The sequence below is a fragment of the Streptomyces sp. NBC_01012 genome, assembly GCF_045162755.1.
GTDB lineage: Bacteria > Actinomycetota > Actinomycetes > Streptomycetales > Streptomycetaceae > Streptomyces.
In genome coordinates this window covers 4,010,297-4,030,510 of sequence record NZ_CP108688.1, presented here as the reverse complement: position 1 = coordinate 4,030,510, position 20,214 = coordinate 4,010,297, and the positions used below count along the sequence as shown (strand labels likewise).

Annotated in this window: 13 protein-coding genes; 7 read left to right on the top strand and 6 right to left on the bottom strand. The window is 70.5% G+C overall.

The genetic code is table 11. From position 1 onward, the window contains the following. Positions 1–31 precede the first annotated feature (31 nt). The gene (locus tag OG623_RS18205) at positions 32–463 is read left to right on the top strand and encodes a hypothetical protein (RefSeq protein ID WP_406147739.1); all 432 of its coding nucleotides are present in this window, start codon (positions 32–34) and stop codon (positions 461–463) included. Positions 464–746: 283 nt separating this feature from the next. Then, on the top strand, positions 747–2,504 hold the full coding sequence (locus tag OG623_RS18200; protein WP_406147738.1) for a CDP-glycerol glycerophosphotransferase family protein: 1,758 nt from the start codon (positions 747–749) through the stop codon (positions 2,502–2,504). On the opposite strand, the gene OG623_RS18195 is transcribed toward OG623_RS18200, so the two are convergent. Further along, positions 2,444–4,621, bottom strand: coding sequence for an NB-ARC domain-containing protein (locus OG623_RS18195; protein WP_406147737.1), 2,178 nt, complete (start codon positions 4,619–4,621; stop codon positions 2,444–2,446). The two genes, OG623_RS18200 and OG623_RS18195, sit on opposite strands and share 61 nt — an antisense overlap. Positions 4,622–4,880: 259 nt before the next feature. Between OG623_RS18195 and OG623_RS18190 the strand changes: the two genes are divergently transcribed. Beyond that, the gene (locus OG623_RS18190) at positions 4,881–6,494 is read left to right on the top strand and encodes a translation initiation factor 2 (protein ID WP_406147736.1); all 1,614 of its coding nucleotides are present in this window, start codon (positions 4,881–4,883) and stop codon (positions 6,492–6,494) included. Here the strand turns inward: OG623_RS18190 and OG623_RS18185 are convergent. Beyond that, positions 6,482–8,575, bottom strand: coding sequence for an NB-ARC domain-containing protein (locus tag OG623_RS18185; protein WP_406147735.1), 2,094 nt, complete (start codon positions 8,573–8,575; stop codon positions 6,482–6,484). The genes OG623_RS18190 and OG623_RS18185 overlap by 13 nt on opposite strands. 334 nt (positions 8,576–8,909) lie before the next feature. Here OG623_RS18185 and OG623_RS18180 point away from each other — a divergent pair, with 334 nt between their 5' ends. Both OG623_RS18180 and OG623_RS18175 read left to right on the top strand, forming a co-directional pair. Beyond that, positions 8,910–10,073 carry a hypothetical protein gene (locus OG623_RS18180; protein WP_406151882.1) on the top strand — a complete coding sequence of 388 codons (1,164 nt, stop codon included), beginning with the start codon at positions 8,910–8,912 and terminating at the stop codon, positions 10,071–10,073. Then, the gene (locus OG623_RS18175; protein ID WP_406147734.1) at positions 10,070–10,753 is read left to right on the top strand and encodes a hypothetical protein; all 684 of its coding nucleotides are present in this window, start codon (positions 10,070–10,072) and stop codon (positions 10,751–10,753) included. The genes OG623_RS18180 and OG623_RS18175 overlap by 4 nt, the downstream gene beginning before the upstream one ends. Positions 10,754–10,825: 72 nt before the next feature. On the opposite strand, the gene OG623_RS18170 is transcribed toward OG623_RS18175, so the two are convergent. Next, positions 10,826–12,775: an NB-ARC domain-containing protein gene (locus OG623_RS18170; protein WP_406147733.1), complete on the bottom strand. Its 1,950-nt coding sequence runs from the start codon at positions 12,773–12,775 to the stop codon at positions 10,826–10,828. 345 nt (positions 12,776–13,120) lie between these two features. Here OG623_RS18170 and OG623_RS18165 point away from each other — a divergent pair, with 345 nt between their 5' ends. Together OG623_RS18165 and OG623_RS18160 are read left to right on the top strand one after the other, a co-directional pair. Next, positions 13,121–16,399 (top strand): AfsR/SARP family transcriptional regulator, encoded by a 3,279-nt coding sequence (locus OG623_RS18165; RefSeq protein WP_406147732.1) that lies wholly within the window; start codon positions 13,121–13,123, stop codon positions 16,397–16,399. Between the two features lie 101 nt (positions 16,400–16,500). Next, a complete protein-coding gene (locus OG623_RS18160; protein ID WP_406147730.1) occupies positions 16,501–16,689 on the top strand; it encodes a hypothetical protein in 189 nt (62 codons plus the stop codon). A gap of 165 nt (positions 16,690–16,854) precedes the next feature. Here OG623_RS18160 and OG623_RS18155 read toward each other — a convergent pair whose 3' ends face one another. From OG623_RS18155 to OG623_RS18145, 3 genes are all read right to left on the bottom strand, one after another. Beyond that, positions 16,855–17,520 carry an O-methyltransferase gene (locus OG623_RS18155; protein WP_406147729.1) on the bottom strand — a complete coding sequence of 222 codons (666 nt, stop codon included), beginning with the start codon at positions 17,518–17,520 and terminating at the stop codon, positions 16,855–16,857. 114 nt (positions 17,521–17,634) lie between these two features. Continuing rightward, positions 17,635–18,528, bottom strand: a complete 894-nt coding sequence (locus OG623_RS18150) for an SDR family oxidoreductase (protein ID WP_406147728.1) — start codon at positions 18,526–18,528, stop codon at positions 17,635–17,637. 77 nt (positions 18,529–18,605) lie between these two features. Then, positions 18,606–20,162 carry an MFS transporter gene (locus OG623_RS18145; protein WP_406147726.1) on the bottom strand — a complete coding sequence of 519 codons (1,557 nt, stop codon included), beginning with the start codon at positions 20,160–20,162 and terminating at the stop codon, positions 18,606–18,608. Positions 20,163–20,214: the final 52 nt, after the last annotated feature.

Below are 20,214 nucleotides of genomic sequence, written 5' to 3'. Positions count from 1 at the left end.
TCGGCGATGACGCCAACGAAGGGGGCCCGCCATGGACCCGATCACTGCAGCGGCACTCGCCTCACTGGCCGGGAGCGTGGGCGGTGAGGCCGGTCGCCAGGCGTGGGCAGGGCTGGCCGCCCTGGTGAGGCGTCCGTTCCGGCGCGGGACGATTCCGGAGCCCACCCGTGACGGGACACACCGCGTCAGCTCGGGCGAACTGGAGCTCGCCGCCTTGCAGGACGACAGCACCGATCCGAACCGGGCGCAGGCACTTGTGACCGCCCTTCAGGTGCGGGCGGCTCTGGACGAGGAGTTCCGCGTTCACCTCGATGAGTGGTGGCAGAGCGCGCAGGCATCCGGTGGCAGCGGCGATGTGCACAACAACGTCTCGGGCAACCCGACCGGTCCGGTGGTCCAGGGCCGCGACTTCTCCAACCTCACGTTCAACATGACCCGTGGCACAGGGGAACCCGAATCGTGAGGGGACGAGCCTGCCGCGCTCTCCGGGTACAGACCGGACGGGGCTGTCTCCGGTGAAACAGTTGCCATACGGCGACGTATGCGCTAGCAGAGTAGAGCCGGAAGCCGGAAGCCGGAAGCCGGAAGCCGGAAGCCGGAAGCCGGAAGCCGGAAGCCGGAAGCCGGAAGCCGGAAGCCGGAAGCCGGAAGCCGGAAGCCGGAAGCCGGAAGCCGGAAGCCGGAAGCCGGAAGCCGGAAGCCGGAAGCCGGACGTGTGCGATCCTGCCCCCGGGCGGAGGTACACGATGGAGTCTGACGAGCGCATTCTCGTGCCCGTGGGCCCCGACGCCGCACGCTGGCGGACGTTCGGCACCGAGCGCACGGTGGTGGCCGCCGCGCGGACGGTGACGTCACTGCTGCGTGTGCTGGACGTGCTTCCCGAGATCGTGCACGACGATCCGCGCATCACCGTGGTGTTCGCCTACGACCCGACATCGGCCTTCAACAACGGGGTGCTCGACCTGCTCCGCTCGCAGGGCTGCCGCATCCTGCCGTGGTCCCAGCTCGGGGAGATCACCCCCGACCTGTTGATCTCGGCCTCCGAGAACATCAAGGTCCCGCACGGCGACTACCCGGTACTGGTCCTTCCGCACGGGGTCGGATTCCACAAGCAGGTCCCTGACTCGTCCGGCCCGGGTACCCGGCTCTCCGGTCTGGTCCACGACGACCTGCTGGCTGCCCGGCGTGCCTGGCTCGCGATCTCCCACCCCGACCAGGAAGCCCAGTTGGCCGCCGCCCATCCCGGCACGGTCGGCAGGACCGTACTCGTGGGGGACCCCTGCCTGGACCGGCTCCGGGCGAGCGTCCGATGGCGGGAGCGGTACCGGGCGGCCCTCGGAGTCGCTGCCGGTACCCGGCTCGTCCTGGTGAGCTCGACCTGGGGCGAGGAGTCCCTGGCCGGATCCTGGCCGGGCCTGCCTGCGGATCTACTGGCCCAGCTGCCGACCGACGAGTACCGCGTGGCGCTCGTGCTGCACCCGAACGTCTGGTCCGCACACGGGGATTGGCAGGTCCGGCTCATGCAGCGGACCGCTCTGGAGTCGGGCCTGATCGTCGTCGACCCCACGGACGGCTGGCAGCAGGCCCTGGTCGCCTCGGATCTGGTGATCGGGGATCACGGGTCCGTGACGCTGTACGGAGCGGCGCTCGACCGCCCCCTCCTGCTGGGTGCGTTCGGGTCCGAGGCAGTGCACGGTACGGCCGGCTACGCGCTGCGCTCGGCGGCCGTACGGCTGGAGCCCGACCACCCGTTGCGGCAGCAGTTGGACGCGGCGTCGGCAGGACACCGGCGGGACGGGTTCGCCGAGGTCAGCGCCGCAGCCTTCGCCGAGCCAGGCCGGGCCCTGTCGAAGCTGCGTGAGCTGGTCTACGACCTTCTCCACCTGCCCCGGCCGAAACAGCCGGGCCGTGGCCCACGCGCCTTCCCGGTCCGGGCCCTGAGCGCCACCACCGCGCGGTCGTTGATGGTGCACACCTCCGTGGTGCGGGTCCCCGGGGACGAACCGCGGGTGGAGGTACGTCGTTTTCCCGCCGCGCTCGCCGGAGAGACGGCGGAGAGCGAGTCCGCGTTCTGGCACCTGGCGTGCGATGTCGAGGAGCCGGACACACGCCTCACCGAAAGCGCCGCCGTCATCTGGTCCGCATCGGAGGTCCTCACTCCCGATGCGGGGCGGCAGCGCGTGTCCTCCCTGCTGGCCGACTTCCCCGGGGCCCGGATCGCCGCGGTACCCGCCGGGGACGGCCGCTGCGTCGTCGGGGTACGCGACGGGGCATCCGTGCACGTCGGTACGGCGGAGGGGCCCGGCCCCGATCCCGGCACGGCCGCAGCCGCGGTCTACGTGTGTCTGCGCCTCGGGATGCCCCTGGAGGCCGCTGCGATGACCGTCGTCCAGGGCAGGCGCGGGCGGCGGCTGGTGCTCGGCCCCGTACCGCCCGCCGCGGGTCAGTCGGCGGTGAGCCGCGCCAGGACGTCGGCCGCTCGGGGGCTGCCGCCCTTCTCGTAGATCACGAGGGCTTGACGCAGACAGTCCCTGGCGGCCTCGGGGTCCTCCAGCAGAGCCGCCAGGTCCTCCAGCGCCTGCGCCTCGTAGTGCGAGGTGTCGCACCGGCGCAGCTCGTCCACAGCCTGGGACAGCGCGTCGGCAGCCTGTGCGCGGGCACCGGTGCCGAGCAGCGCCCGGCCGGTGTCGGCGAGGGTCCGCGCGGCCAGCGGCGCATCGCCCAGGGCGAGGAACTCCTGCCGGGCACGGGACAGCGCGAGCAGCGCTTGGGTGTGGTCTCCGGCCGCGCTCTGCGCGCAGCCCAGGAAGTATCGCGCCAGGGACGCGCCCCGCTCCTCCCCGGCCTCGGTGTTGAGTGCCAACGAGGCGCGGTACGCGTCGGCCGCCCGCACCGAGTCGTGCTGCGCGTCCCAGTAGCGCCCGAGGAACTCCTGCACGGACGCCTGGAGCACCGGATGCCCCGACTCCGCAGCGAGCTGCTCCGCACTGTCCAGTTCCGCCTTCGCCCGGGCGTCCTGCCCCAGGCCGAGAAGCGGTCGGGACAGGAGGCTGCGCAGCCGGGCCTCCGCAGCCGCATTGCGGTCACGGTGGGCCGCGTCGGCGCCCAGGGAGAGGGACTCACGCCAGTCCGCGAGGTGCCGGTGGCGGAAGAAGAGGGCGGTGAACGACTGAGCCATCTGCCACACGGGACGGTCCAGACCGAAGTCGGACGCGGCCCGGAGCACGGCAAGGATGTTGGCCCGCTCGGCCTCCATCCAGCTGATCGCGTCCTGTCCGGGGTCGACCGTCCCGGCGAACGGGCCGAGGTCGTCACCTGGGCCGAAGGTGCCGTCCGCGCGCCCCGGTTCGCCGATCCGAAGCCTGTCGGCCCGAACGGCGAGGTCCGCCGCCGTGGTCAGCACCAGGTAGTGACCGGTCACCCGACGGACCGTCTCGCGTTCGGCTCCGGCCGGATCGACGGCACGGGCGGTCTCTCCCGCATGCAGGCGGACCAGGCCGTGCAGGATGTACCTGTGATCGTCCTGCACCGCGAGCAGGCTGGCCGCTTCGAGTACGTCCAGGGCCTCCTGGGCCTCGGCCGTCGTGGCCAGCCCTGCGGCGGCCGCCGCGACGGCGGTGTCGAAACTCGGGCCGGGCAGGCACCCCAGAACCCGGTACATGCGGGCGGCGGCCTCGGGAAGGTCCTGGTAGGCGAGTTCAAGGGCTGCGGACACGGTGCGCTCCTCGTGGGCTGAGGACACGGAGAGGTGGCTGAGGCGGCTCTGCTCGTCGGTCATCGCGTCGGCCAGCGCCCCGATGGTGAGCCGGCGCTGGGTCCGCAGCCGCGCGGCACAGATCCGCAGCGCGAGCGGCAGACCTCCGCAGAGCTCGACGAGCCGGGCTGCGGCATCCGGCTCGTCCGCGATCCGTCGGGGACCGCAGATGTGCGACAGGAGTTCCAGGGCGCTTTCGGCGTCGAGGACCTCCAGTTGGAGCAGGGCAGCACCGTCGAGGACGAGCTCGCCCAGCTGCCAGGTGCTGGTCACCACCACCGCGCTGCCGGGGCCTTGCGGCAGGAGGGCCGTGACCTGCGCGGGGCGCGTCACGTCGTCCAGCACCACCAGCAGCCGGTGATGGGCGGACAGGTCCCGGTAGAGAGCCGTACGGGCGGCGAGGCCCTCCGGGAGGAACTGCTCGCGCACGCCCAGGGCGCGCAGACAGACGGCGAGCGCTTCGGAGACGTCCCCGCCCGCGGGGCCGGTGCGCAGCCCGCCGAAATCGACGAAGAGCTCGCCTCCGGGGAACCGGAGCTGATTGGTGTGGGCCCACTGACTCGCCGCGGCAGTCTTGCCGATTCCGGGGAGTCCGCTGAAGACGCCGATCGGACAGCCGAGGAGCTCACCGAGTGCGAGTAACTCGTCCAGCTCGCCCAGCGGCTGCTGACGGTTCACGAACCCTCGCGGTGGCCGCGGCACCTGGTCCGGGCGCCGTCTCTCTTCCGCCGCCGGCTCTGCCGCGTAGTGGAAGGTGATACCGCCGTGCACGACACCGGCCTGGACCAACTGCCCGTCCACGTCCCCGGAAAGGCTGTTCGCGATACCCCCAGGCACTGGGCGTTCCGCACCGTCCCGCGCGCTCATGACGCACCGCCTCCCGGGGGTCTCCGACTCAAGGTCACCGTACTGGAACGGAGGCGAGGAGGGAGGGGTTCCTCGCCCGCTACGATCGGGGACATGCCGCACCGGGCTCCCCCTCCCCACAACGCGCCTGAACCATCCCGCGAAACCGCACCCTCCGAACCTCCGCGACCGGTAGAATCGAAACTCTCCCAGCGGGCAGCGGGCAGCGGGCAGCGGGCAGCGGGCAGCGGGCAGCGGGCAGCGGGCAGTTCTCGTCGCCGTGCGTTCGGCGGGTGCCCTGCATCGGCTCCTTGACGTTTTGCCGGCCTTCGACGGGGACACCCGGATCACCACGCGGTTCACGCTCGTCCCCGGTTCGCCCTTCGGTGTCGACGCCCTCGCAGCCCTGGGCCGTGCCGGGGCTCGCACCCTGCCCTGGGGCGAGGCCCTGCGCGCCAAGCACGACCTGATCCTCGCGGCGAGTCCGAAGGGGGGCCTCCAGCGGTTGTCCGGGCCTCATGCGCTGCTCCCTCACGGAGCCGGATTCAACAAGGCTGTCGCGGGCGAGGGTTCGACAGGTGTCCCTTCGGGTTTCGACCCCCATTACCTGCTGGCCGACGGCACACCGTGGGCCGATCTGCACGGCCTGGCGCACGAGGAGCAGGTGGCCCGCCTCGCACACCACTGTCCACTCGCTGCGGACAGGGCCACCGTGGTCGGCGATCCGACCGTGGACCGCCTCCTCGCCTCCGCCCAGCACCGTGACGCGTACCGCGACGCCCTCGGCACGGGGCAGCGTCGCCTCGTCGTCCTGACGTCCACCTGGGGACCCGAATCGCTCATCGCCCGCCGCCCCCGGTTGCCGGCTGACCTGAGCGGTCTGCTGCCCCACGACGCGTTCCAGACCGCCCTGGTCCTGCACCCCAACACACACAGCCGTACCGGAATGTTCGACCTGGCCCGGCATCTCGCACCGGCCCTCGCGGCGGGGACGGTGCTCTCCGGCCCGTACGAGGAGTGGGCCGCCCTGCTGGTCGCCGCTGACGTGGTGGTCACCGACCACGGCTCCACCGCCCTCTACGCCGCGGCCCTCGGCTGCCCTGTGATCAATGCCTACGACGGGTGCGAGGAGCTGGTCCCCGGCAGCCCGATGGCCAGGCTGCTGGCCGCCGCGCCCACGCTTGCGGACGCCGCCGACCTGCCGGACGCCATCAGGGCCGCACGGGCGGTCGATACACGCGGCCTCGCGGCCCTCGCGTTCTCCCGGCAGGGCCAGGCGCTCGACCGGTTGCGCGAGTACCTGTATCGGCTCCTCCGGCTGAGCCCTCCGGTCGGCACCCCGGAAGCAACGGTCTTCCTCCCACCATCGGCCGCCTCCTCCCGGCCGCTCGCCTTCGCGGTGCGGACCGAGATCTCCGGGCACCGGATCGCCGTCCGGCGCTTCCCCGCGCACTCCAGCGAGCCGATGCATCACCTGGCGGCCGAGTATCCCGCTGCCGGACCGCGCGCCGTGCAGAGCGCCGCCCTGCTGTGGCGGAGCCCGCGCACCGCACACGCGCAAAGCCACTCCACCGCGTGGACCGCGGCCGGCTGGACCGCACACGTCATGGCCGAGGCCCCCCACTGCCGGACCGCTGTCGCGGTCCTGACGCCGGGACGATGCCTGGTGCGACACCGCACGGCAGGGCTGATCAGCCTACGGATCGAACCCGACCGGAACGCCGGACGCGTCTCGTACGCCGATCCGGCGGCCGTCGCCTCCGCGGTGCACACCTGGCTGGGCACCGGTGCGGCACACGTTCCCTCCGCGCCGCTCCTGTGCGACACCGGGCCGGTCACCGTACGCGTGCACCTGGTCCCCGCAGACCCGGACGACCTGGACTACGAGTTCTGATCGTCAGGCGCCAGGACCCCGTGCAGGTCCGCGATGCGCCGCGCGGCCGCACGGTGCTCACTCGCCGCGCGCGCCTCGCCCCCTTCATCGGCGAGCATTGCCAGCTCCTCCAGGATGCGGACCTCGTCGGCATGCGCGCCCCGCGTCTGCGCGCTCAGGAGAGCCGCATCGAACAGCGGCCCGGCCTCTTCCGGCCGACCGGTCAGTCTCAGCGCGCGGCCCAGTTCGAACCCGCTCCGTGCGGCCATGCGTTCCCTGTCCTGCGTGATGGCCATCCCATGGGCCTCGCGCAGGATGTCGACGGCGTCCTCGTTACGTCCGCCCCGCAGAACGGTCCGTCCCAGCAGGTAGGTCTGGACGAGCACCCCGTACTCGTTGAAGATCTCGGCGTGGACCGCCCTCGACTCCTCGAAGTCCGCCGCCGCCCCGGACCAGTCCGCGGTTTCGGACTTGAGCAGCCCACGGAACTCCACGGTCGAGGCCAGCAGCCTGCGGTCCAGGGGCGAATCCCCCAGCGTGTCCGCGGCATTGAGCGCGTGCTGTATGTGCTCCGCGGCCTCCTCGAACAGTCCCTGCTCCCACAGAGGACGGGCCAGCTGGCACCTCATCCGGACCATCGCGTGCAGATGCTCCGCCCGGTCGGCGGCAGCCACTCCTGTGCGGAAGGCGTCGGTGACGTCGGCATAGTGCGGATGGTCGAGGAAGTGGGTCCACAGCGGCTCGCACAACGCCCACGCGTCCTCGTACAGCCCGTCGTCGAAGGCCAGCCGGACGGCCCCGTACAGCGCGGACCGGTGGGACTCCAGCCACCCGAACGCCTCAGGCCTGCCCGCGAACCTGACGTCGAGAGCCTCACCCGCCTCGGGTGCCGGGATGTCACCGAACGTCATCCGTGGACCGGCCACCACCCGATCGGCACGGGCGGCCTGGCGTCGGAGCCAGCCGATGAGCGCACGGCGCGCCCTCCGTCTGTCCGCACCGTCGGCATCCTCCTGGCTCGCACGGCGCTCGGCGTGCCCTCGTAGAAGATCGTGCATCCGCCAGCCGTCGGACCGCCCCTCCAGCAGCCCCGCGGACTCCAGCTCCTCCAAGGCGTCCCCGGCCTGAACGGGCTCGCAGCCGAGCAGAACGGCGGCAACCGCCTCTTCGATCCAGGGGCCCGGAATCTGAGGGAGCAGACGGTACAGACGGGCGGTCTCGGGCAGCAGGCCCGTGTACGCGGCGTCCCAGACAGCTTCGACCACAGGGATACCCCTCCCATGCAACTCAGCGGTCAGCTCCACGACGAGCCTGGACAACGAGCGCCTGCGGTACTTACGCACCCACCGCCCGGCGACGAGGAGCGCCGCCGGCAGCCCTCCGCATCCCCGCGCCAGACCGGCCGCCGCGTCCGGTTCCTCCGACAGACGGGGATCGTCCACCAGGTTCCTGAGCAGCCGTACGGCGGCGGCATCGGCGAGCGGACCCACCGGCACCTCGACCGCCGCGGCGCCGTCGAGGTCGTACAGGGTGCCCTGGCTGGTGACGATCACGAGGCTGCCGCCCGAAGCGGGGAGGAGCGGCAGGACCTCGGTTCCGAACCGGGCGTTGTCGATGATCACGAGGAGCCGCTTGCCCCGGGTGTGCTGCCACAGTTGCTTCGTACGGCTGCGGAAGGACCGCTCCAGGGATCCCGCAGCTACGCGCAGGCCGCCCAGAAGGTCACCCACGGCGTCGGAGAGCTCGACGACTCCGTCCCGGCGCAGGTCGTCCAGGTCGACATACAGCACCCCGTCCGGATACTGCTCGACCAGGCTGTGGGCCACGTGGAAACCCAGGGCCGTTTTGCCGATGCCGCCGATACCCGTCAGCGTGACGACCAGGGGACCCAGATCAGGCCGATGGTTCTCGACAGCACGCCGAATACGGTGCTGTTCGTCGACCCTGTTCTCGAACGACTGCATCACAGGCGGGAGTTGAAAAGCCGGGCTGTACGCAGCCGTCTCCGCGCCGTGCCAGTGCTGATGGAGCTCCCCGATGCGGCCGGCCTGAACGACCGCCTCTGCACGCCCGTCCAGACTGTTCCGCGTCTCCTCGGTCATGGCGGTCACCCTAGGTGCTGCCGGTCGAGCTGGGCGGCAGAACGCCGCAAGGTTCTCGCAAGGGTTGGTCCAGCCTTCCGTCCCCCCTCCCGGGCATCCGTCGAACAGAAGCGATTCGTGGCACGCGGAGAGAAGCCAACAGGGGGACGCCATGGCGGTGTCGGGTACGACCGGATCGAGTACAGGCGAGGAGAGTACGTCCGAGAAGAGCAGGACCGAGGCAAGCAAGGACGAGGAAAGCAGGGCCGAGGAGAGCAGGTTCGGGACGAGCAGGTTCGAGACAGACACCACGGCGGAGGCAGCCGCTGCTGAGTCACGACAGTGGCTGACCCTGGTGGGGCGCAAGAAGGTGCTCGCAGTGATCCACACCGTCACATACGGGAAACGGCTGCTCGATGTCCTTTCCCTCCTTGAAGCGGACTTCCGGCTCCAGGTCGTCTTCACCGCGCCGCCGCACGCCTTCGGCGACGACGTGCCCGCCTTCCTCGCGAGGCTGGGAAGCGTGGTGCTGCCGTGGGACCAGGTGACCCGTATGACCTTCGACCTCGCCCTCGCCGCCGGGCCGCGCGGCGTGCAGTACATAGACGCGCCGCTGATCACACTGCCGCACGGGGCCAACTACCTGAAGCGGCTGGTCGGGGGTGCGGACGCGGGCGTGGCAGGGCTGCGCAGACAGGATCTCCTGCCCGGTGGGCGGCACCCGGCCGCTGTGGTCGTGCCACACCACGCCGAGCTCCGTGAACTCGCCCGCGACTGCCCGGAGGCGCTGCCGCTGGCGCATGTGATCGGCGATCCCGTACACGACCGGATCACCGAAAGTCTGCCGTTGCGCGCCGCGTACCGCCGTGCGCTCGGGCTCGCCCATGGGCAGAAACTCGTCGTCGCGGTCTCGACCTGGGGGGTGCGCTCGTCCTTCGGACGGTTCGACGCACTGCTGCCACGGCTGATCGGCGAGCTGCCGGCGGCGCGCTACCGTACGGCGCTGCTCGTGCACCCCAATGTGTGGGCAGGGCACGGCGCCTATCAGGTGAGGTCATGGCTGGCCCGGTGCGGTCAGTTGGGAATCGGAATCGTGCCGCCCGAAGCGGACTGGCGCAGCGTACTGATCGCGGCGGACCGGATCATCGGTGATCACGGATCGGTGACGCTCTACGGGACGCTCACCGGGGCACCGATACTGCTCGCCAACTCGCCGGAGCGGGACATCAACCCCTCTTCGCCGGCCGCGACCCTCGCCGCCCATGCACCCACACTGTCACCCACCCACCCGCTGCTCGATCAACTCGACTATGCGAAAAGGGAGTACAGGACCGAGGAGTATGCCCCGATCAGGTCGCGCATCACATCGGAGCCGGGACGGTTCAACCGGAACATGCGCAGGCTGATGTACGGGCTCCTGGGGCTGGGACAGCCCGCGCACGAGCCGGTGACCGTGCCGCTGCCGGCACCGCCACCGCTGGCCACGTGGACGTCGGAGCGCTGGGAGGAGTCGGCGTGAAGCGCTTCGTCATGGTCGAGGCCAGCCCCTTGCCGGATGTGCTGCACGCCCGTTGTGCCGACGCGTCGTTCAGCGTGCGGCTGACCTGGGCGAACCGTGACCCTCGCGCGTCGGTCATCAATGAGCGCACCGTCGTGGACGGGCGCACCGTCGTCGTGGACGGGGGCACCGTCCTGGACGGGCGCACTGTCGACGTGGACGAGCGCACCGTCCTGGACAGGCACACCGTCCTGGACGAGCACCTCGTCGTCGACGTGGACATCTGCCGGGACAGGGTCCTGCTGGACTGCGCGGATGTGCTCCAGGGAAGTCGGGCGCACTCGGTTCCCGGCGCACTGCGCCGGCTGGCGCGGCTCACGGCGGCCCACCCGGCCTGCGGCATAGCGGCGGTGCCCCTGGCCGGGCCCGGTGCAGGGCCCGGTGCAGGTGCGGGTTACGGGGCCCGTTCCGGAATCCGCACCGGCGCCGCGGCCCCGCGCGGCTGGGTCCTGGCGCGGGCCTCGGAGCGGCCCGTGGTCGTCCTGCCGCCCGGCGGGCTCCGGCCGCACCGGGCCTCCGCGGGCCAGTCGCTCCTGCCGTCCTGCCTGCACGCCTGGCTGGTGACGGGGCGCACCCTGCGGGAGTGGCCGTACGCCCGCGACGTACCGTCCAGCTGCCCCGGAGACCCACTGCCCCGCTGACCCGGAGCCTGCCGCCCCACCACGCACCGGTCCCGCCCGCCCGATGACCACCGCACCGTCCCGCTCTTCTGATCACCCGGCCCCGCCGAGCCGACGCGCGTCGGCGGGGCTCGTGGTCTCGAACAGGGCGACGGCCCGTGCGAAGAACTCCTCCGCTGCCGCCGCATCACCCTGCTCCGCCCCGCTCTCACCCAGCATCTCCAGGGTGCGCGCCTGCCAGAAGACCGCCCCTGAGCCGATGAAGACCGCCAGGGCCTCGTTCAGCCTCGCCATACCCTCCGCATACGCCCCCGCTTTGGCCGTCGCACGCCCGAGGAAGGCGAGGGCCCGTGCGGCGTCGTGCGGGTCGTCCACCGCCACCATCCCGGCATGGGCACGGGCGAAGAAGTCGACCGCCTCGTACGGAGCTCCGGCCGCGAGGGCGATCTCGCCGAGCACGGTACGGGCAAGAGCCGCCCCCCGTGGGTAGCCGCAGCCCTCCCACACGGAGATCGCCCGGTTCAGACAGACCACGGCGTCGGCGGGCCGCCCGGCCTCGCGGTGGCACGAACCGATGCCCAGCAGCGCCTGCCCCTCGTCCCGCACGTCACCGGCCTCGCGCGCGGCCTCGAAGGAGTCCCGGTACCAGGCGGCGGACTCCTCCGTGCGTCCGGCTGCACCGAGGCCGATGGCACCTGAATTGAGCATCTGGCGCTCGGCCGCCCTGTTCTCCGCGCGTCGGGCGGCCTCCAGTCCGACCTCGTGGGCCTCGATCCAGTCGGCATAGTGGCGAAGTCGCAGGAAGAGCGGCCACAGGGCGTCCACCAGCATCCAACTCGTGTCGTGCCAGCCACTGCTCGCCGCCAGTCGTACGGCGCCCATCAGCTGCGTACGATGCGAGTCGAGCCAGCTCAGCGCCGCGATGTCGTCGGTGAACGGCAGAGGGAGATCCGGCCGGTGGGCGTAGATCCTGGGGAGTGTGAGCTGCACCGGCGTCAGTCGTTCCTGCGCTGCCGTCGCGGTGTACAGGCACCAGTCGCAGAAGCGCCGAAGCGCCTCCTCGCGGGCGGCGCTCGTGTCGTCCTCCATGGCACGGTCGTGCGCATGGATGCGTAAGAGATCGTGGAAGCGCCAGCTGTCCGGGCCGACGTCCTCCACCAGATTCGCCTCGACCAGCTCGTCCAGGCGGCGCTCGGCCCACTCCTGCGACTCAGCGCAGGCCGCTGCGGCCATCAGCTCGTCGAAGGTACGCACCGGGAGCAGGCCGAGCGTCCTGTACAGGCGTGCGGCCCCATCGCTCAGCACCGCGTACGAGGCGTCCAGGGCCTTGCGCACCGATGTCTCGCCCTCCACTTCGAACTCGGCAAGGCGGCCATCGCCCGCGTTCCGTGCGAGGGCGTCCGCAAGCGACCCGACCGTCTGTCTCGGACGTGTCGCGAGCCGGGCGGACGCCAGACAGACCGCGAGCGGGAGGCCCGCGCAGAGGTCCACCAGGCGGTGGACCGAGGGCAGTTCTCCCACGACACGGTCCGCGCCGATCCCACGCGTGAGCAGTTCGACCCCGGCGGCCCGGCCCAGCGCGTCGAGCTGGTGGAAGCCCGCCCCCTGCATACGTAGTCCGGTCAGCCTGCGGCGGCTGGTGACGACGACGAGTCCGCCCGGCCCACCCAGGAGCAACGGCCGGATCTGAGCGGCCGTGAACGAATTGTCCAGCATGACCGCGATCCGACGGTCAGCGGTGAGGGAACGCCATAACGAGGAGAGTTCGACCATGTCCGTGGACGGCGGTCCTGCACCCAGCGCCCGGAGGAATTGGCCGAGTATCTCCGTGGGCCCCACCGGCTCACCTCCCGAGTGGCCGCGCAGGTCGGCGTACAACTGCCCGTCCGGGTAATCGGCACTCAGCGACCGCAGCCATTTGGACACCAATGTCGTCTTGCCGACTCCGGCCGGTCCGCTGACGACAATCAGTGGCAGTCCCCTGGCATGGAGATCGTTCAGCGAGTCGACATCATCTTCCCGATCGGTGAAGTTGACGGGCACAGGCAGGAGTTGGCGAGGAGGTGCGGGGCGCGCGGGTTCCGTCGGCGCAGGGTGGAAATGAATACTGCCGTGCACCTCACGGGCTTGGACGGTGGGCCCGTAGAGTCTCGCCTCTCCACCGACCTCATTCCCGTGCGGCCGTTGCGATGCGGAACTGGAATCACCCATCTGGCCGCCCCCGTAGATCAATTGACAATTGTCCGGCCTCTTTGCGTCCTACCCCGGTGCGTCTTCCGGGGACCATCAGGAATAGGACGTTCGCCCCGGGTGCCCCACCGGTGTGTGGCGGTATTCACCGCGTGCTGTCATGCTCGTGAGCCATCCGACGGACCAGCGGGGGCGCTGGTGGAATTCCAGATTCTCGGGCCGGTGGGACTGCGGCTGAACGGGCACTGGCTGAAGCTCGGCTCGGACAAGGAACGGGTGTTGCTGGCCGCGCTCGCTCTCGATGCGGGCCGCCCTGTCGCGATCAGCGAGCTGATGGACCGGCTCTGGGACGGTGACCCTCCCGCACGGGCCCGCGAGAACGCACACACCTACATTTCACGCATCCGCCGCCGGCTGCGGGAGGCCGGTACGGGGCCGGGCGCCCCCGCCGTGGTCGGCAGGGCCCACACCTACACCCTGCGGACCCGGCGTGACTCCGTGGACCGGCAGCGCTTCCAGCACTTCGTCGATGCGGCGTTCACCACCGACAGCGATGTACGGACCGTGGAACTTCTGTCCCGGGCCGAGGAGTTGTGGCAGGGCGAGGCACTGGCAGGCCTGCCGGGCCTATGGGCGGCGACCGTACGGCGGACACTCGCGGAGACCCGGCTGAGCGCCGGCACGTCACGCATCGCGGCAGGACTCAGACTGGGGCGCTTCACCGAACAGGTGGGTGAGCTGGCGGCACTGGTCGAGCGGTATCCCGGGGACGAGACATTGCTCGGGCAGTTGATGCTCGCCTACTACGGCAGCGGACGGTACGCGGACGCGCTCCGGGTCCACCAGCGGGCCAGGCACTCGCTGATGGCGGAGTACGGGGCGCTGCCCGGTACCGAGCTGAACCTGATCCACCAGGGTGTGCTGGCCCGGGTACCAGCGCGTGAACTGGCCCACGGGGGCGGTGCGAGGCGAGCGTCCGGTGCGCTCGTCGCTGCCGCGGCCGGATCCCGGCCCCTGTCGACGCCCGAGGCGACCGAACTCGTGGGGCCGACGCCGACCGAAGTGCCGCCGCCACGCCGGAATCTGCCCCATCATCCGTCGCTCGTGGGGCGCCGGTCGGAGTTGCGGGCCCTGACCTCCCTGATGGGCGAAAGCGGCACGCACGGCGGAGCAGCCGTCACCGTGGAAGCCATCAGCGGAATGGCGGGCTCGGGGAAGACCGCCTTGGCCGTCGCCACCGCCCGCCTGCTCGCCGAGAGGTACCCGGACGGCCAGCTCTACATTGATCTACGTGGACATTCACCCACCCAGGAACCACTCACCGCGAGAGCGGCCCTGGCGACACTGCTGAGACTGCTCGGTGCGTCGGCCTTCTCGATCCCGGCGGAGCTGGAAGGGCGTACAGCCCTGTGGCGGACCATGCTGGCCGAACGCCGAGTGGTCATCGTCCTGGACGACGCGACAGGGCCCGAACAGGTCGGACCACTGCTGCCGAGCGGGTCGCCGTCCCTGACGATCATCGCCAGCCGCCGGCATCTGACCGGTATCCCCCAGGCGGTGTCAGTACCGCTCGACGTCCTGCCCAAGGACGATGCCATCACGCTCTTCCGCGGCTTCGCGGGAGAGGAACGCACCCGCGACATAGCCGAGACCACCCGGATCGTGCGCCTGTGCGGGTATTTGCCCCTCGCGATCGAGCTGGTGGCGCACCGGTTCCGGGCTCGTACGTCCTGGACGCTGAGCGTCCTCGCCGAACGCCTCGCCCGAAGTCCCAGACGGCTCACGGAGATCCGCAGCGCGGGCCAGGAGCAGGAGATGGCGCGGGCCTTCGCCCTCTCCTACCGGACGCTCACCACGCAGCAGCAGAGGGCCTTCCGCTGCCTCGGGCTGCACCCCGGACCTGACTTCACCGCCGACGCGGCAGCCGCCCTGCTGGGTCTGCCGCGGGATACGACGGAGCGGCTGCTCGAAGGCCTGGTGGCAGCCCACCTTCTGCGAGAACCCGTACCGGACCGCTACCGCTACCACGATCTGCTGCGCGAATACGCCCACGACCTGTCCTCGTCGGAGGACGGCGAGGTAGAAGGACGCCAGGCCCTCGCCCGTCTCACGGACTTCTACGCCACGACAGCCGACCTCGCGGATCGGATGGCGTACCCCAGGCGCGTACGGGTGGACTCGTCGGCTCCGCACACGCTGACGCCCCTGCCGCCCCTGCGGGACTCCGCCGCCGCGCGGTCCTGGCTGGCCACGGAACGCGTAAACCTGCTGGCTGTCGAGGGCCACGCCCGGCGCAACGGTGCGCCCGGCACGGCCGCCCGACTCGCCCGTGCCTTGACGGGGTTCCTGCACGCGGAGTGCTACTGGCAGGACGTCAAGACACTCCTGGAGCATGCCATCGCCCACTGGGACGGAAACGACGATGCACCAGCGCTCTGCCTGGCGCTGATCGATCTGTGCGCGGCGGACGCGAGCATCGGAAACTACTCGGAGGCGGCGGTGACGGGAGAGCGAGCGCTGGAGCTCGCGCGAACGCTGGGCGACGGACCTGCCGAGGCCGAGGCACTCAGAGTCCTCGGAACACTGAACTGGCATCTCGGTGAGCATCGCAAGGCTCTCGTTCTGCTCCAGAAATCGTTAGCCATCAAGTCACTGTCGGGCGACATCTGGGACAAGGCGCGCAGCCGGAACAACATTGCGATAACCCTATTGTTCCTCGGGGAGCACAGGCGGGCACTCGCACACTTCCAAGATGCCCTCAGCGGATTTCGGGAGTCGGGCGATCAAATCGCATCTGCACAGACATTGAACAACGTGGGAAAATTGCAGATGCAGGCGGGAAAATTGATGTCTGCCCGCCATTCATTCGAGGAATCCCTGTCGTTTCTCGAAGTCGACGGAAGCCGATACGACCTCGCGACCGCACGTAGAAATCTGGCCGAAGTCCTCACCGAATCGGGCGAGCTTTCAGCAGCCCTGACCATCCTGGATGAGGCACTCGCAGTATTTCGATCGCTGCGCGACCGGAAGAGCCAGGCCGAGACCCTGGTCGGGATCGGTGAGGCGTACTGGCGGCTGGGCAGGGTCGAGAAATCGCGTCGGCATCTCCTCGAAGCACTGAAGATCGCGCAGGACATAGGAGCAGCTCACCACGAGGCCCAGGCCCTGCGCCGCCTCGGGCGCGCGGACTTCACCGACGGCCACCTGACCGTCGCGACGGACCGACTGCGAGCGGCGGTGGCTGTCGCCGCTCGCACACATGACGCCGACGAGGAGGCCGCAGCCAGGGCCCTGCTGGCGGAGATACGACTCGCGGCGGGTGATGTCGACGAGGCGCGCACGACTCTGCGCCAAGCATTCAACTTGGTTCAGCATCGGAACGATAATGATGCGCGTAGAATCGGCCGCCGCCTGAACGAAATCCAAGGCCCATGTGACGGTGCATCAGGAGCCCCCTTCGCAACGTATGATGACTGAGCCGGATTCCCTCGTGAGGTTGCGAACGCGAATCAGTGCTTCCAGTCGATCCTGGCGGTTTCCGGCCCTCGATGTCGTTCCACATGGAAGGAACCTCGCACGTGCGCAAAAAGGTGGCCACCCTCGTCTGCTCGATCGCCTTGGCCACAGGGCTGACGACGGGTGTCGCAACGGCATCTCCGAAGGCGGAGGCAACAGCCTCATCCGTGAAGACCGTCGTCGCATCGGCATCCCCGAAGATCAACAAGCCGACCGACTACATCATGATAGGGATCCCGTTCCGGGCGTGACGTAACAGCGGTCACGACAAGCCCTCGACGGTGGTGGCCACGTCTCCAGCCGTCGAGGGCGCCTGTGGGGGCCTGTGGGGCCTCCCCGCCATAGAGCTCGTCGAGACCGACCAGCTGCCGCCGGGCCCCCTGTCAGGGTTGCTCCGGCGGCCGGCGGCTGTCGGGTCAGAGGCGGCAGCTGATTTCCAGGCCGTCCTCGACGGGAAATGTGACGCTGTGGTAGCCGTTGGCGGTGTCGCGTACGTGGTCGAGGTAGGGGCCGAGACTCGAGAGGTTCACGTCGTCGGCGACGACGAGGGTGCCGGGGGCGATGTGCGGCTCCAGGAGTTGCAGGACGGGCAGGCAGAGGTCCTTCCAGCCGTCAAGGAACAGGAAGTCGACCGGCTGCCGCAGTTCGGCGAGCGTCTCCAGGGCGTTGCCCTCCAGCACGGTGATCACGTCGTCGAGGCCGGTGGCGGCGAACGTGTCGCGGGCGGCGGCGGCCTTCGTCCCGTTCATCTCCGTGGTGATGACCCTGCCTGTGCCGTTGTCACGAACGGCGGCGGCCAGGTGCAGGGTGGAAATGCCGTACGAGGTGCCGAACTCGACGACGACGGATGGCTTCGTGGCGCGCACGAGGTTGTAGAGGAGTTTGCCGCCGGCGGCGGAGATCGGCATATAGATCTCCGCCGCGACATCGGCGTACTCCTGCGCCGTCAGCGTCGCCCGGTCGTGGGCCTGTAGAGCAGGCCGGCGTGCCGCGGTCTCGTCGTCGTGGTCGGCGGCCTCGAACATACGGGTCAGGGCTGCGGCGACACGTGGTTCCGCGAGAGTGCAGGGGTGCGTGGTCACGGTGTGACTTCCTTCAGTTGTTGATGGTGGTGGGGAGGGGGTGGGGGTGAGGTGGGAAGCGGAGACGTTGTCCCTCGTGGGTCTCCGCCTCCGTGTGCTTCGGGGGCCTCACCGTCAGCCCGTGTAGGCGCCCGCGTCGATTTCCGCGAGCAGGGACGGCCCGGTGGGCACCCAGGAGAGGAGCTGCCTGGTGGCGTCGCTTGACGCGGTCATGGTGGAGGCGAAGAAGCCGCCGACGATGCCGAAGTGGGATCCGGCGTCCTGCGGAGCGACGGACACGGTCGGCAGGCCGAGGCTGCGGCCGATCGCTTCGGCGATCGCCCTGGTGGTCACGGCCTCCTCGGCGACGACGTGCAGGCGCGTTCCCGCGGGTGCCTGCTCCATGCCGAGGCGGACGAGACGGGCCGCGTCTCCGCGGTGCACCGCCGACCAGGCCGCGGAGCCGTCGCCGACGTAGCCGGAGACCTGCTGTTTACGGGCGGCCTCGGTGAGGAAGTTGACGAACCCCCAGTCGCCGCGGCCGTGAACGCTCGGTGCGAACCGGGCGATCACCGTCCTCACTCCCTGGGCCACGTAGTCCAGGGCGAGGTTCTCGCTGCCGCCCCGGTTGGAGTCCGGGCCGACGGCCGGAGAGACGTCGGCCTCCGTGGCAGGCCGGCCCTCGACAAGGCCGGAGAGGGGCGCGGCGACGACGAACGGGCGGTCCGTTCCTGCCAGGGCGTCGCCGAGGGTGCGAATCGAGGCGCGTTCGGAGCGGTCGGACTCGGCGGGGTTGCCCCAGTCGTGCTTGTTGGCCATGTGGATGACCGCGTCCGCCTGGTCGGCACCCCGGCGCAGCGAGTCGAGATCGTCCAGGTCACCTCGGAGGACTCCGATGCCCTTGGCGGTGAGAGCCTGCTCGGCCAGGTCGGATCGGGCCAGGCCGATGACCTGGTGGCCCGCCGAGATGAGTTCGTCGACAACGGCGGATCCGATCCAGCCTGTTGCTCCGGTGACAAATGCCCGCATGAGCGTGACCTCCTTCGCCCCGAAGGGGCGTGTGGATGATGGGGATGAGGATGGGATGGGGGGATCGGGTGACCGGGTCAGGTGGTGGTCCCCGAAGCCGGTGAACCCGGCCTGCGAGTGCGCCGGGTGCCGGCGACGACGAGGCCTCCGGCCAGGAGTACGACGAGGGCCGCGGCGCGCAGCGCGGTGTCGGCGCCGCCGGTGAACGCTTCGGTGACGGCGGCGTGGTTCTCCGGGGCCAGAGTGAGCGCCTCCTGCACCGTGCGCGGGAGCGGTGCGTGCCGGCTCAGGTCGGCGGGCAGGTGGCGGGTGAACCCGGCCGTGAGAACGGTCCCCACGACGGCGACCCCCAGGGCGCTGCCCAGTTCGCGGGTCGCGGACTGCAGGCCTCCGGCGATGCCCGCCCTCTCCACGGGCAGGGCCGAAGCGATCTGAGCGGTCAGACAGGGCGCGGCCAGCATGATGCCGAGCCCGATGACGAACAGACCGGCCGCGTACACGGGGTAGGCCATGGTCGAGGCGTACGAGAGAGCGAGCAGGCCCCCGCCGGTGAGTCCGAAAGCGGTGGAAAGTGTCGCAGGAATGCCGATGCGATGGATGAGCCCGGGAACGTAGCGGGTGCCCAACAGGAGCGGGACGGTCAGCGGGATGATCCCTAGCCCTGCTTGCAGGACGGAGAAGCCACGCCCGTACTGCAGGAGTGAGGCGTTGACGTAGAAGAGCCCGAAGCTCCCGAAGAACGTGAGGGTCATGCCGAGGCTTGCGCTGCTGAGTGCCGGGTCACGGAACAGTCGCGGGTCGAGCATGGGGTGAGGAACGCGCAACTCCACACGCACCCAGCACAGGCTCAGCAGGACGGTGCAGGCGAAGGCGATGAGGACGGTCGCGCTGCCCCAGCCCTGTTCGGGACCTTCGATGATTCCGATCAGCAGTGCCACGACCGCTGCCACGAACAACAGGGTGCCGGGCAGGTCGAGGGTGCGCTCGTGCCGGGCGCTGCGTGGCGCGGACCGTGCCGCCCACGCCAGGCAGCAGGCAGCGAGCAGGGCGACCGCCACGAACAGCGCGCGCCAGGAGCCCGCGCTCAGCACAGCACCGCCTCCGACGTTGCCGACGACGCCGCCGATGCCTGAGGCCGCGGCCCAGACGGCCAGTGCGTGAGGGCGCCGCTCGGGGGCCGTGGCGTGCAGGAGGATGCCGACGCAGTTGGGCAGGACGCAGGCGGCACCGAGGCCCGTGAGGGCGCGCCCGATCAGCATGATCGCCACGTGCGGCGCCACGGCCGACACCATGGCGCCGCACGCGAATACACCGAGCCCCGCCATGAGGACGCCCTTGCGGCCCAACTTGTCGCCGGCCGCGCCTGCGGGGATGACCAGGCAGGCGAAGATCACGACATAGGCGTCGACGATCCACAGCAGGCTCGACGAACTCGGTCGCAGTGAACTCGCGGCCAGCTGCGGCACTGCCAGGTTGATCGCCGCGACGAATCCGACGACCAGGGCCGTGCACACACTCACGCAGACCAGCACCGCGCCCGAGCTCCGCACCTCGCCCGAGCGCCTCCGCGGGCCCCAGCCCCGCAGGCCCGAGCGCCGCACCGGGCGCAGGGTGCCTTCCACCGTGGGAGCCATAGCTCTCGATTCCTCCTCCGCGGTCGCTTGTGCGCGAAGCGCGGTGCGCTTG

Coding starts and splice junctions, on each gene's coding strand:
- OG623_RS18185 (WP_406147735.1), bottom strand. CDS start 8,575: ATGACCGAGGAGACGCGGAACAGTCTGGACGGGCGTGCAGAGGCGGTC.
- OG623_RS18150 (WP_406147728.1), bottom strand. CDS start 18,528: ATGCGGGCATTTGTCACCGGAGCAACAGGCTGGATCGGATCCGCCGTT.
- OG623_RS18145 (WP_406147726.1), bottom strand. CDS start 20,162: ATGGCTCCCACGGTGGAAGGCACCCTGCGCCCGGTGCGGCGCTCGGGC.
- OG623_RS18200 (WP_406147738.1), top strand. CDS start 747: ATGGAGTCTGACGAGCGCATTCTCGTGCCCGTGGGCCCCGACGCCGCA.
- OG623_RS18195 (WP_406147737.1), bottom strand. CDS start 4,621: ATGAGCGCGCGGGACGGTGCGGAACGCCCAGTGCCTGGGGGTATCGCG.
- OG623_RS18205 (WP_406147739.1), top strand. CDS start 32: ATGGACCCGATCACTGCAGCGGCACTCGCCTCACTGGCCGGGAGCGTG.